Here is a 13,700-nt window from a genome sequence, read left to right as displayed (position 1 = left end):
ATTCTTTTAATATAATTGATATTGATTATTATTTATTATTTATAAAAGGATTGTGTTTGAAGAGTATCTATATAGAGATATCAGTCATAGTTATGTTTTTTACAGGTATTCTCCAATGGGATATCATAAATTTACAATGGGAATATTTTACAACGCTACAAGTTATCCATATTATAAGTTCTGTTTTTGTATCTGTTCTTCTTATTATTCCGTTTGTAAATATGCATCTATATAAGTATAGAAACAATATATTGGCTAATAGAAGAAATGCTACGAATGGTATGATACTTGGTCTGACACTTTTTCTCATAATTTTAAGTGGTGGGTATCTATTTTTTATTGGAAATCGTGGTGGTGACACTATTGGTAACTACGCGTTTTTAGTCCATCTTTACGGTTCATTTGTTTTACTATTTTTTCTATGGTATCACACTGCTTTTTCAAGAGCAAATAAACGAAGAAAAAAGAAATCAGCCCAAAACAGAGCTAAGCTACAATCTATTGCTGTTAGTCTGTTTATTTTAGGACTACTTTTTCCAGCTTATCTATATTCATCAGTTAGTAGTTCAGCTTTATATTTAACAAATGATAACAAGTATATTTATAGTGCAAACGGTGATGGAGGAAGCGTAACTAAAATAGACGCTCAAACAGGAAAAAGAATATTCGAAAAAATTCTCGGAGAAGATGTAAGAACTATTGCCTTTAATGATGATGAATCTGTATATGGCATTACAAATTACAAGCAAAATAAAATAATATTTTTAAACAAAAAAAATAAAATTATTAAAACTATTAAAACAAAAAATAGACCTTACGCCATAATTTATGATAAAAAAAATAGATACTTTTTTGTAACTATTTTTGAGGATAATGAGCTTTTAATTATAGATGATAAAAATTTTAAAATTATTAAAACATTAAAAACTGCAAAAACACCAAGAGGAATGGCTCTGACTGATGATGGTAGGCTTTTAGTAACTCATGCGATGATAGGTGAAGTGAGTATCTATGATAGTAGAACATTTATAAAACTAAAAAGTATTTCCTTACAATCCACAAAAAATGATGATGAGTTTATATCACAAGGACTGCCAAAATATCTAGATAACATAAAGATAAAACCGGATGGAAGTGAAGCTTGGATTCCACACATTTTATGGAATTTTGACCATCCATTTCAATTTCAGTCAACAGTTTTCCCAACAATTTCTATTATCTCATTAAAAAAAGGCGATGAAAAAGAGTTAGATAAAAAACGAAAAAATCTCTTTAAAGAGATAAATATACTTACTAATGATAATAAAACAATGATTGTGTCAAACCCTTTTGATATAGCCTTTAATAAAGATGGAACTAAAGCTTTTGTTACACTAAGCGGCAGTGAAGATGTAATGGTTTTTAATATAGGAAGAAGTAGCGGTAGAAAAAATAAAAAACTTCATAGAAAAAGAGGTAAAAGAAAAGGCAATGGGGCAAAAGTTACACAAATATATAGAGCATACCCTAACAATACAAACCCAAAATATATACTATCTAACCCAATAAACGACAATCTATATATTCAAAATGCTTCAAGACTTGACATGACACTATTAGATAGTGGTGGCGAACATCCTTTTGCAAGAGTAACTTTGAAAAAAGACAAATTTGCACAGCTTGTTATGAATGATCCATTGGAAAAAGATTTACGACAAGGAAAGATGTTATTTAACAATGCAAATACAAACACTCATAAATCTACACCTATGACTGGAGATTTTTGGATGAGCTGTAACTCTTGTCATTTTGAAGGATTTAATTTTACAAATGGATATCTTTTTGAAGCTACAAAATTAAAAGACAAAAGTAAAAAAGCAAATGTTGGACATGACAGACTAGATGGGTTTGTATCAAAAGCACCATTAGCTGACTATATAAGATTTGCAACAGATGCACAAGGTGGAATGGGGTTTGACAAAAAAGCAAAACTACCTTTAGTTGACCCTAAAAACATGGGTAAAGAACTAGAAAAAAAGATGAAAAATTTACATAAATATGTAACAAGTAAAGAGAACCTACGATACTTGTCTTCTTGGATAAAACTTGAAGATGATGTAGAAGAATACCATGTAGAGGATTGGACAAATTCTGCAAAATGTAAGTCTTGCCATAATGAAATTTTCAATCAATGGGCAGATTCAAATCATAAAAATTTAGTAGGAACAAACCCATACTACATGGTACTTGAAAATGTAGCTGCACAAGTTGAAGGAGAGGGCTTTAGAAAATGGTGCATGAGTTGTCATAATCCATCTGGTGTAACCACAGGGCTCTCTCATACTACCGACACAATGGAAAATCTTTTTCAAAGTGGTGCGACTACATTAATAGATGAACTAAAAAAATACGGAAATACAAAACTTGAAGAAGGTGTTAGCTGTGTAGCTTGTCACAGAATTACAAAAATTGAAGATGCTGGTGGGAATGCTGCATATACATTAAACCTAACCGAGCGACGGAAGTACGCTTTAGAAGATAGTGATTCAGACATAGGACAGTGGCTAAGTGAGAAATTTATAAATTCTAAACCAAAAGAACATTTAGAGAGTTATATGAAACCGATATATAAAGATCCTGTTTATTGCGCTAGTTGTCATGATGAATTTTCTCCTGGTAAAGGTAGTAAGATAGTATCAACCTATAAAGAGTGGCAAAACTCACCATTTAACAATCCAGATGATCCAACTTTACATAGAACTTGTATAGATTGTCATATGACTAATATGAGTGATGGTAAATATTCACCGTTGGTTGGTCGTTCAACTGATGGCGGAAAAATAAAAAAAGATGTAAAAGTACATTATTTTAGTGGTTCAAATCATTTCTTATCAGGACTCAAAAACAAAGTACATGAAGACCAAACAATACAACTACTAAGAACTTCAGCAAAACTTGGAGTTGACATAAAAGACAACCAAGTAAAAGTATTTGTTACAAATGTTGGTGCTGGTCATCATCTTCCTACAGGTGTTGCAGATTTTAGGGAGCTATGGCTTGATATAACACTTAAAGATAGAAACTCAAATATTATTTTTGAAAGTGGAAAATTAAAAGAAGATGGAAACCTAGGTTCTGATGCAAGACCTTTCATGAAGGTTTTTGGAGATGAAGATGGCAAACCTGTTGGACTTTTATTTTGGAAATATAAAAAACTTTTAAGTGATAGCAGAATTCCCGCGGGAGAAACAAGAGTTGAGAGTTATGACATACCAAATATCAAATCACTAAAGTACCCATTAACTGTAGAAGTCAAGTTAAACTTTAGAGTATATCCGCAATGGGTAACAGATGCTGTACGAAAAGCATATCCAAAATTACCAAATCCACCAGTTATTGAACTAGAAAAAATCATAAAGGAATTTAATTAATGTTAGCAAGTTTTTTAATCACATTTAGAGAAGGACTAGAAGCGTTTTTAATAGTAGGAATCATCATTTCTTATCTAGGAAAATTACAAGCCACTAAATATAATAAATATATTTATCTTGGAGTAACACTAGGAGTAATAGTATCTCTTATTATCGCTTATATTTTTCAAGTAGTATTACTTGGGATTGATGATGCAAATTTAAAACACTATTTAATGATAGGTATTTTACTTTTTGCAACAATTGTTTTATCATACATGGTTGTTTGGATGGCGAATCAATCAAAAAATATTAAAGGTGAAATTGAAGAAAATTTAAATAATCTTGTAACTACTGGAAATATCTTAGGAATGGTTTTTTTAGCATTTCTTGCCGTATTACGAGAAGGCTTTGAAACTGTATTATTTTTCTCAAGTTTAAGCTTAAGTCAAAATATCACGATGCAAGATGGTGCTATAGGTGGTGGTTTAGGACTTGTTTTATCTGTTATATTAGTCTATCTAATTATGAAAGGTGCAAAAAACATACCTCTTAGAGAATTTTTTAAATGGACTGGACTACTTATACTTATCATAGCAGGTGGACTTTTTGGTAGTGCAGTTTCTATGATGCAAGCGAGTGAACTGCTCCCTACTTTTGTGCCTATGGTTTATGATATCTCAAGCATACTCGATGACAGAGGTTTATTTGGAACATTTTTAAGAGCTTTATTTGGCTACAACTCATCACCCACCCTACTTCACCTGCTTTCATGGAGTGCTTATATGGTAGGTGCTATTTATTTATGGAGAAAAACTTACAGTGCAAAATAGTGATATAGTTATAATTGGTGGCGGTGTCGCAGGATTAATTGCTGGCATTGAGCTAATTAAAAGTGGCAAATCAGTTACAATTTTAGAAAAAGAGTCAACTGTTGGTGGACAATGTAAAACAGAAGTATTAAAAGTAGGTGACAAAGAGTTTAGGTTTGATTATGGTGGTCATAGATTTATAACAAACAATCAAAAACTTTTAAATTTTGTTGAGGAGATACTTGATGATGACTTACTAACATCTCAAAGAAGTTCAGTGATATTACACCAAAATAGAGTTTATGAGTACCCTTTAAATCTTAAAAATCTTTTGAGAGTAGCACCTATAAAACTTTTAATCGGTGCTTCTTTTGATACTATAAAAATAATACTTAAAATCACTCCAAGAGATGACACAAACTTTAAAACTTGGATAAGTTCAAGATTTGGAAAATCATTATATGAACATTTTTTTGCTCCATATACTAAAAAACTTTGGGGAATCAAACCAGAGCTTTTAAGTGCCGACTGGGCAGGACAAAGAATATCATTGATAGATTTAAAAGATGTAGTTAAAAAACTATTTGCAAAAAGTAAAAAAACTGCTAGAACTTATGCAAAAAGTTATAGATATCCAAAGTATGGCTTTGGTCAACTACCACTTAAAATGGCAGAAGAGTTTGAAAAACTTGGTGGTAAAATATTTGTAAATGAAGAAGTCTTAAGTTTTGTAGTTATGGATAATAATATAGATACTATCCGAACAACTAATCATACTTTCAAAGCAAACAAAATCATCTCTACAATGCCACTAAATGAAATGTCAACTAAACTTAGATTTAATTCAGGTTTAGGGTTTAGAAGTTTAAGATTTTTATGTTTAGGGCTTAGTATTAAAGATTTTTCACCTCATACTTGGCAGTATGTAAGTGACTATAACTTACTTCCTACAAGGATACAAGAACCAAAGAGAAGGTCACCTTTTATGGCTCCATCTGGTGAAAGTTCTATTATGCTTGAAATTCCATGCAATAAAGATGATGAAATTTGGAAAATGAACGATGAGAAACTTTTAGAGATAGTAAAAAAAGATTTAAAAAAACTAAATTTTGATGTTGAAGATAAGATAATTGATTATTTTTCTTTTACAACACAACATGCTTATACTATGATGGATATCAATTATAATAAAAAAAGAGATGAAACCATAAAGTATTTAAATAAATTCAAAAACCTAATAATGGCAGGAAGACAGGGTACTTTTAGATATATTTTTCTTGATACTGCGATGGAAACTGGACTAATGGCAGCTGATTTAGTATTAGGTAAAAATATAACAAAAGAACAAATATACAATCACAGAAATGAAAAAATTGTTATCGAAACAAATAATATAGGAGAATAAAATGAAAAAAACAATACTAATAATGGTTATGCTTTTTGCTATAACTAATTTACAAGCGTACTCTTATGCAGCAGCAGGAAAAGAGCCAACAATAGATGCAAAAGAGCAAATAACAAAAGCTCTGAATGAAGATAATTTCAAAGAAGCATTGAAGATATTTAAAGAAAATGAAAAAAATTATAAATATCTTACAAAAGAATTTATTCCATCACTCTACAATGGTTTAGAGATATCAATACAAAATAAAGATAAAAAAAAGACGATGAAGTATCTTGAACTATCCTTAGCCGCTGAAATACAAAGAAGAATAGACGGTGGTTTACAAAACATTAAAACTTATAATGTAGCAAAAGTGATGGTACTAAAAGCTAAAAAGTTTTATAATCTCTTAGCAGTAAGTTTAGATAATAAAACTAACAAAAGATTAGAGTCCGCTATAAATAATTGTATTAGGGCCATAGGAAATCCTGGACTTTTTGGTGTTGGAAGTAAACCTGCAAACAAAAATGACTATATCAAAAATCAAAAAATTATAATTGAAGTCATTCAGTTTTTATAATATCTCAATAGCCATAGTTACTCTTATCTATGGTCTATTTATATTCTCATATCCTCCATCATACTTTAATGATGACTCTCTATTTTTAGCAAATGGAATTTTAAACTTTTCTGTCGTAGATTTTTCTCCGCAATTTCCTGGCTATCCAACTATTATAATTTTAGGAAAAGCTTTAAACTTTTTTTTTGATAATCATAAATATTCATTATTTGCCTTAAGTGCTGGAGCAGGAATTTTACTACCTATAATTTTATTCTTATATGTTAAAACTATTAAAAATATAAAGGTAGCTTTTTTTACTTTTCTACTAAGCATTAGTTCAGTATATTTACTAAATATATCTTTAAGTATGTTAAGTGAGAGTGTAGGATTATTCTTTTTCTTTTTATCCTTATACCTTTTAGAAGTACAAAAGTATAAACTATCAGGAATTATATTAGCAGTGGCTTTTTTTGCCCGTCCATCTTATTTAATTTTCTATTTAGCTGGTTTAGCATATTTATATTTTTATAAAAAAGATTCTATAAAAGATGTTCTCATACCTTATATCTTCACAGCTATTTTATTTCTAATTTTCATTTATCTATCAAATGGGATGCTATATTTTTACGAAGCAAAAAGATTTATTATAGGACATTTTGGCATTTGGGGGACAGGACAATATAGTGAATTGTCATGGCTAAATAGAATTTTTATAATAGAAAACTTTCCTTTTACCTTTTTAATCTTTTTCTTTAAAACCTTTTTTCTAAAACACAAAGAAAAATATTCACTTTTATACATTCTTTTTTTTTCATATTTATTATGGATTTTATTAGCACAAAATCCAGATAATACAAGACACTTAGTTCCTCTTGTTTTCATAGCAAATATACTCTTATCCACTATCTTACAAAATCAAAAACTAATGCTATACATACTTGTCTGCTTTAATCTAACATATACTTTATCATACCGAGTAAATATATCACCAATTGAGCAAATAATATCAAAGATAAAAACTACTGACAGAATAATATTTAGTAATAGGTCTATAAATATATTAAAAAATAACTTAAACACAACAGTCTTTGACAACTATTATAAAGATAGTTCCACTTACTATAAACAAAGTCGTGCATATTATGAAATAACTTCTAAAAAACCAATTAAAAAAGTATTTGAAACATTTAAGGGAAGATTTTTGGGAGAAGATAATTATTATCTAATATCTTCAAAAGAGTAAAGCCTTAATTTTTGATTTAAAGTAAAATTTTTTAGGCTGAAAAGTGCTTGAAACTACTGTATAGTAATGGTTAAAAAGGTTTTATTTACAATGAGCTGTAAAAAAATGCAAAAATCTGTCCACACTGTACATCAAAAAAGACTAAAAAAAATGGTAAATTAGGTGGAATTCAGAGATATAAATGCTCAAGTTGTAATAGTTATTTTTCATCAAAAAGACGACCAGATAAATTACAAGAAATTATTTTTAAAAAGTATATTTATAAGAGACAAACACTAAGTGATTTAGCAGAGGAATATAAGAAAAGTTCTCGATGGGTTCAGAAGCAAATATTTGAATATGAACCAAATATAAAATATCATAAACCTAGAGCGATAGTTCTTATCTGTGATGCTACTTTTTATGGCAAACGCAAAGATAAACTTGGAACGCTAGTTTTTAAAGATGACATTACCAAAGAGATACTTTTATCCAAACATATTCAAAGTGAACTATCAGCTGACTATAAACTATTACTCAATCAACTTTTAGAGCTTGGCTATACAGTTCTATCAGTCACAATAGATGGCAAAAGAGGCTTACAAAAGGTTTTTAAAGACTTTCCACTACAAATGTGTCACTTCCATCAGGCAAAGACTGTGAGAAGATATATAACTAAAAGACCAAGACTACAAGCTGGAAAAGATTTGAAGAAAATCATGTATCGACTCACTCAAACTAATGAAAAAAAATTTACTAAAAAGCTTGATGAATGGTATGAAACATATAAAAATTTTATAGAAGAAAAAAGTATCAATAATGATACTGGTAAATCATATTACACTCATCAAAAAGTTAGAGCTGCATATAGAAGTTTAAGAGCTAATCTTTCATATCTTTTTACAAGAAATAAATATAAAAATATACTACCCCAAGAAAATCAAACAACTATTTCTAAAGTTTAATTCTTAAAAGAGTAAAATTAAACAATAAAAATAGAAGGTAATCTTATGAGTCGAAAAAGAACAACATATACAGCAGAATTCAAGACAAAGTTAGTTTTAGAAGTTTTAAAAGAAGATAAGACACTAAATGAAATAGCAAGTGTAAATAATATCACACCAAAAAACTTACAAAATTGGAAGAAGATATTTTTGGAAAATGCAGAAGTTGCGATGGAACCTGCAAAAGTAATTAAAGAGTACAAAGAAGAGAATGTAAGATTACAAGCTAAACTTGATGAATATGCAAAGGTTGTAGGTCAACTAACAGTAGAGAAGGACTGGGCGGTGGGAAAGTTAAGCAGCTTGGACTCTAGCTATAAAAAGGAGTTGATTGATAGAGATGAAAATAAGGCATTATCAGTTGTAAAACAATGTAATCTTATTAACTATAACAGAAGTAATTTGTTCTATGCACCAATGGTAAATCTTGCTAAAAATGTAATTAAAAAACATATAGAAAAAGTATTTGAAGAGATACCAAGCTATGGCTATATGAAAGTGTATCATCAACTACTAGAGGATGGTTTTCGTGTCAGTCCCAACACAGTGCTGGCATACCGTAGAGAGTTAGGTTTACAGGCTGTTTTAGCTGTAAGACCACCAAATACAAGCTGGGCGGACAAGCAACATCATAAATACTCTTACAAAATAAGAGGATTAGATATCGTAAGAGCAAACCAAGTATGGTCAACAGATATAACCTATATTAAAATTAAAGGTGGTATGGTCTATATGGCTGCCATAATTGATTGGTATTCTAAAGCAATATTATCTTGGCGAATATCCAACACAATGGATACAGATTTAGTCATGGGTGTACTAGATGAAGCACTCGCACTCTATGGTAAGCCTGAGATATTTAATACTGATCAAGGGTCACAATATACAAGCTGTATCCACACTCAAACATTAAAAGATAATGACATAATTATCTCTATGGATGGTAAAGGAAGAGCAACAGATAATATCTGTATCGAGAGATTCTGGAGAAGTGCTAAAGTTGAAAAAATATACCTCAATGAATATGAGAGAGTATCAATTCTCAAAAGTGATGTTAAGGATTATATAGAATTTTATAATCACAGAAGATTTCATGAGACATTGAAATATAAAAAACCTATGAATGTTTATTATGATAGTTTAAAAATAAATGATGAGAATTACACTAAATCTAGTGAAAATGTAGCATAGGGTAACAGGTATTTAGGGAATTAGATTTTTGAAAAAGTTGTCTTGACATATTGGGGTAGTATATTAAAAAACATATAGAAAAAGTATTTGAAGAGATACCAAGCTATGGCTATATGAAAGTGTATCATCAACTACTAGAGGATGGTTTTCGTGTCAGTCCCAACACAGTGCTGGCATACCGTAGAGAGTTAGGTTTACAGGCTGTTTTAGCTGTAAGACCACCAAATACAAGCTGGGCGGACAAGCAACATCATAAATACTCTTACAAAATAAGAGGATTAGATATCGTAAGAGCAAACCAAGTATGGTCAACAGATATAACCTATATTAAAATTAAAGGTGGTATGGTCTATATGGCTGCCATAATTGATTGGTATTCTAAAGCAATATTATCTTGGCGAATATCCAACACAATGGATACAGATTTAGTCATGGGTGTACTAGATGAAGCACTCGCACTCTATGGTAAGCCTGAGATATTTAATACTGATCAAGGGTCACAATATACAAGCTGTATCCACACTCAAACATTAAAAGATAATGACATAATTATCTCTATGGATGGTAAAGGTAGAGCAACAGATAATATTTGTATTGAGAGGTTCTGGAGAAGTGCTAAAGTTGAAAAAATATACCTCAATGAATATGAGAGAGTATCAATTCTCAAAAGTGATGTTAAGGATTATATAGAATTTTATAATCATAGAAGATTTCATGAGACATTGAAATATAAAAAACCTATGAATGTTTATTATGATAGTTTAAAAATCAATGATGAGAATTACACTAAATCTAGTGAAAATGTAGCATAGGGTAACAGGTATTTAGGGAATTAGATTTTTGAAAAAGTTGTCTTGACATATTGGGGTAGTATAAATTTCAAGATTCCAAACACAACAAATACTCTCGATGGTGGAACTTTTTCTCCATTGAAAATACTCATTAAAATCCACAGAGGATTAAGCAAAAGCTTGAAGTTAAAAATGGTTGATGATTATTTATTAAACTATAAGAAAAAATAATTATTCAGCCTAAAAAAATTTACTTTAAATCTAATTTTTCCATACTGTAATAAATTCTTGTTTAAATAAATAACCCTGAACAAAATCTACACCTATTTCTTTTGCCAACTCTAAATCTGACTTAGTTTCAACCCCTTCTAAAACTGTATGTTTTTGTGTTAATTTAGCATAATTAACTACACCTTTCGCAATTTCTATGTAAGCATTATTTTCTTTAATAGTTCTTAGAAAATCTATATCTAATTTTATAGTATCTGCTCTGTGCAAGAGAGAAGTAAAAAACATACTATTTGGTTTTGCATAGTCATCATAAGCATAATGAATATTATACTCATCTAACCAGTCCATAAAATATTCAATATCTTCTGCACTTTCTTCATCAGAATTTTCTATAATTTCTATAATAATTTTTTCACTTGTATTAAATAATTTAACCCAAAAAGCTATATGATTAGAATCAATGGCTACATCCGGATCTAAATTTAAAAAAAGCTTTTTATCACATGGTCTATTGTCTAACTGAAATTTTTTTAAAATTGTTTCCACATAAAAAAAAAGTTCTTTATCACTATGAATGCTTTTAAAAAAGTCATCAGGAGATACTAATCTTTCAAAAAATTTAAATCTACTTAAGGCTTCGTAGCCAATTATCTGCATATCTTCTACGCAAATAATTGGCTCGTAACAAATTCCATAATCTCCATTAGCCATTATTGTTGTAATAATATTATTGTTCAGATGCATCCAAACTCCATTTTTAAAGAAATAATACAAAAATGAAGCTTAATTTATTATGATAATGATTATTAATATACTATTAAGACTTATTAGCATACAATTGTGATATTAATTATCAACTAAGGATTAGCTGTGAGAAAAATAGGCTTTACGCAGTATAAAAATAAAACTAAAGAGATTTTACCAAAAACTTATCAAGTTAATGACAAGCAATCCCAACGAAAAATGTTTTGTACTATGATAAATGAATTTCTTTGTAAGGAAGCACAATTTTCTCTTAAAAAAGCACTTCTATTTGAAAACAATCTTCTTTCTATGTTTGATAACAAAATAGAATCATTTTTTCAAATTAACAAGCTAAAACCTGAGAAAAGCCAAAAAATAGTTCGTATTTATGCTCATGATTCTATACTTTTTAATAATTACTTTAAACATAGTAAAAATCTTAAAATGAAATATTTTGCTAAACATACGCACTGTAAATCAGATTTTCACGCCTTCTTTAACTATGCACATCCAGCCTCAGATTTAATTCAACTAATCTTTAATGGCAAAGAAATTGAAATGATGCTTGATTTGAACGAAATATTTACGAAGACTATTTATCGTCGTATTAAACAAGAGAAAAATAAAACTGTTTCCCTTGATGCTCCATATATTCATATAGACCAAGATGGAATACGAACAAGACTATACCCTAGATGGAAACATATCGACCCAAAAAACCTACATAAAAGATATAAAGATATAAATGATGGTTTTGCACAATTAAATAATGAGGAGATTGATAAATGCTATTTGGTTTATCCAAAGACAAATAATTTTAAGCGCCATATACTGGTTAAAGGAGAATCATCAAATCAACTGAAGATGATTCCATATTCATTTACATTTTGTAATAGAAATAAAAATAAAAGGATTAAACAATGTCAAAAATAGGAGTATTTTATGCTAGCTCAACTGGAAATACACAAGATATAGCTTCTTTGATTAAAGATAAAATGTCAGAAGCCCAAATAGAGCTACATAATGTAGCAGATTGTACAGACAATGCAATGGAGCAATATAAGTTTATAATTATGGGAACTTCTACATGGGGAGAAGGAGATCTTCAAGATGATTGGGAAGATTTCTTTTCTAATATTTCTGCAACTGATTTCTCTTCAAAAACTGTTGCATTTTTTGGTCTTGGTGATCAAGAAGAATATTGTGATAATTTTGTAGATGCTATGGGAACTTTATATGATGAAGTTGTTAAACAAGAGGCTACAGTTGTAGGTTCATGGTCAACAGATGGTTATGAACACGATGAATCAAATGCTATAAGAGATGGCAAATTTATTGGCTTGGCACTTGATGAGGACAACCAATCCGATTTAAGTGATGAACGCGTCAGTACTTGGGTAAAACAAATTACACCATATTTTATTGATTAACTATATTTCCACAATTTTTGTGGAAATATAAATTTATTTTAAATACTAAATATATATGATACTGATAACAACTCTCAATATATCTTAAGCTTTAATATTGTACTATACTTCTATTATATTTTGATAAAGGTAATCATTATGAGTTCCAATCCTCCTGATTTAGATTCTATTTCCGAACTTTCTAACACATATAATGCAAATCAAACTGCTGTTGCTGTACAACAACATGAAAATAAATCTTGGTACAGTGATTTCAAGCTACTTTTTTCAATGATGACTGATAGTAGCTTTAAGCTTCAATCAACAACTATGCTTAGTGTCGGTGGAGCCTTGGCTTATGTTGTACTTCCTACTGATGTTGTACCTGATTTTATCCCATTAATGGGTTGGGTTGACGATGCCTTAGTATTAAAAATAGTGATGGACTCTGCTAAAGGAGAAATCAATCGTTTTCGTCACTTTAAACACAAGTAGCATAGATGCCTCTTGAAAGTACTGAACGATACATTGATCTTTTTTGTTCAATGCTAAAAAGTGACAAATTAAAATGTACACCTATTCGACAAGATATTTTAAGAGCTTTTTTTAAAAGTGGGCATCTTAGTATTGAAGAAATTTTGAATCAAGTAAAAGCATCTAAACAATCAGTTTATTCAACTTTAAAACTTCTTCTATCATATAAAATAATCACAAAGCAAACATCTAATAAAAATATTTTTTATGAGCTTACTAGAGGAAATGACCATTATCATCTTATTTGTTCAAGATGCTGTGAACATGTAGAATTTTCTGACTCTGAATTAATTGAGCTTATTGATAGTCTAGCAATTAAAAAGAATTTTAAAACTAATAAACTAGATATAGCACTTTATGGCTTATGTGAGAAATGTGATATTGATAATTAGTAAAAATTATAAAATGTATCTAATAAATACACTAC

14 protein-coding genes are annotated in these 13,700 nt (G+C 29.5%); 13 read left to right on the top strand and 1 reads right to left on the bottom strand.

The features are described 5' to 3' along the window. The first annotated feature begins 56 nt into the window (after window positions 1-56). The 9 genes from MOV42_RS06330 (at window position 57) to MOV42_RS06290 (ending at window position 10,586) form a co-directional block, all read left to right on the top strand. Window positions 57-3,410: a multiheme c-type cytochrome gene (locus MOV42_RS06330; protein WP_324172932.1), complete on the top strand. Its 3,354-nt coding sequence runs from the start codon at window positions 57-59 to the stop codon at window positions 3,408-3,410. Further along, the gene (locus tag MOV42_RS06325; RefSeq protein ID WP_324172931.1) at window positions 3,410-4,222 is read left to right on the top strand and encodes an FTR1 family iron permease; all 813 of its coding nucleotides are present in this window, start codon (window positions 3,410-3,412) and stop codon (window positions 4,220-4,222) included. Before MOV42_RS06330 ends, MOV42_RS06325 begins: the two co-directional genes overlap by 1 nt. After that, a complete protein-coding gene (locus MOV42_RS06320; RefSeq protein WP_324172930.1) occupies window positions 4,212-5,606 on the top strand; it encodes an FAD-dependent oxidoreductase in 1,395 nt (464 codons plus the stop codon). Before MOV42_RS06325 ends, MOV42_RS06320 begins: the two co-directional genes overlap by 11 nt. 1 nt (window position 5,607) lies before the next feature. Further along, window positions 5,608-6,165 (top strand): hypothetical protein, encoded by a 558-nt coding sequence (locus MOV42_RS06315; protein WP_324172929.1) that lies wholly within the window; start codon window positions 5,608-5,610, stop codon window positions 6,163-6,165. Continuing rightward, window positions 6,143-7,390 (top strand): hypothetical protein, encoded by a 1,248-nt coding sequence (locus MOV42_RS06310; protein ID WP_324172928.1) that lies wholly within the window; start codon window positions 6,143-6,145, stop codon window positions 7,388-7,390. The genes MOV42_RS06315 and MOV42_RS06310 overlap by 23 nt, the downstream gene beginning before the upstream one ends. Before the next feature lie 113 nt (window positions 7,391-7,503). After that, entirely contained in the window at window positions 7,504-8,334 is an 831-nt protein-coding gene (locus MOV42_RS14000) for an IS256 family transposase, variant Zn-binding type (RefSeq protein ID WP_416385450.1), read from the top strand. 45 nt (window positions 8,335-8,379) lie between these two features. After that, window positions 8,380-9,564, top strand: coding sequence for an IS3 family transposase (locus MOV42_RS06300; protein WP_324171567.1), 1,185 nt, complete (start codon window positions 8,380-8,382; stop codon window positions 9,562-9,564). Window positions 9,565-9,626: 62 nt separating this feature from the next. Then, complete coding sequence (locus MOV42_RS06295; protein WP_324173006.1) at window positions 9,627-10,376, top strand: IS3 family transposase; 750 nt, start codon at window positions 9,627-9,629, stop codon at window positions 10,374-10,376. A gap of 42 nt (window positions 10,377-10,418) precedes the next feature. Continuing rightward, the gene (locus MOV42_RS06290; RefSeq protein WP_324172926.1) at window positions 10,419-10,586 is read left to right on the top strand and encodes a hypothetical protein; all 168 of its coding nucleotides are present in this window, start codon (window positions 10,419-10,421) and stop codon (window positions 10,584-10,586) included. A 30-nt stretch (window positions 10,587-10,616) separates the two neighbouring features. Here MOV42_RS06290 and MOV42_RS06285 read toward each other — a convergent pair whose 3' ends face one another. Continuing rightward, window positions 10,617-11,330: an EAL domain-containing protein gene (locus MOV42_RS06285; protein WP_324172925.1), complete on the bottom strand. Its 714-nt coding sequence runs from the start codon at window positions 11,328-11,330 to the stop codon at window positions 10,617-10,619. Window positions 11,331-11,456: 126 nt separating this feature from the next. Here MOV42_RS06285 and MOV42_RS06280 point away from each other — a divergent pair, with 126 nt between their 5' ends. The 4 genes from MOV42_RS06280 (at window position 11,457) to MOV42_RS06265 (ending at window position 13,665) form a co-directional block, all read left to right on the top strand. Then, window positions 11,457-12,263 (top strand): hypothetical protein, encoded by an 807-nt coding sequence (locus MOV42_RS06280; RefSeq protein WP_324172924.1) that lies wholly within the window; start codon window positions 11,457-11,459, stop codon window positions 12,261-12,263. Further along, entirely contained in the window at window positions 12,251-12,760 is a 510-nt protein-coding gene (locus tag MOV42_RS06275) for a flavodoxin (protein ID WP_324172923.1), read from the top strand. The genes MOV42_RS06280 and MOV42_RS06275 overlap by 13 nt, the downstream gene beginning before the upstream one ends. A gap of 138 nt (window positions 12,761-12,898) precedes the next feature. Then, entirely contained in the window at window positions 12,899-13,234 is a 336-nt protein-coding gene (locus tag MOV42_RS06270; RefSeq protein WP_324172922.1) for a YkvA family protein, read from the top strand. A 5-nt stretch (window positions 13,235-13,239) separates the two neighbouring features. Continuing rightward, entirely contained in the window at window positions 13,240-13,665 is a 426-nt protein-coding gene (locus MOV42_RS06265; protein ID WP_324172921.1) for a Fur family transcriptional regulator, read from the top strand. Window positions 13,666-13,700: the final 35 nt, after the last annotated feature.

The sequence above is a fragment of the Sulfurimonas sp. genome (genome assembly GCF_029027405.1).
GTDB lineage: Bacteria > Campylobacterota > Campylobacteria > Campylobacterales > Sulfurimonadaceae > Sulfurimonas.
Note: the sequence above shows the minus strand (reverse complement) of the source record. Positions and strands in the feature narration are given on the sequence as shown.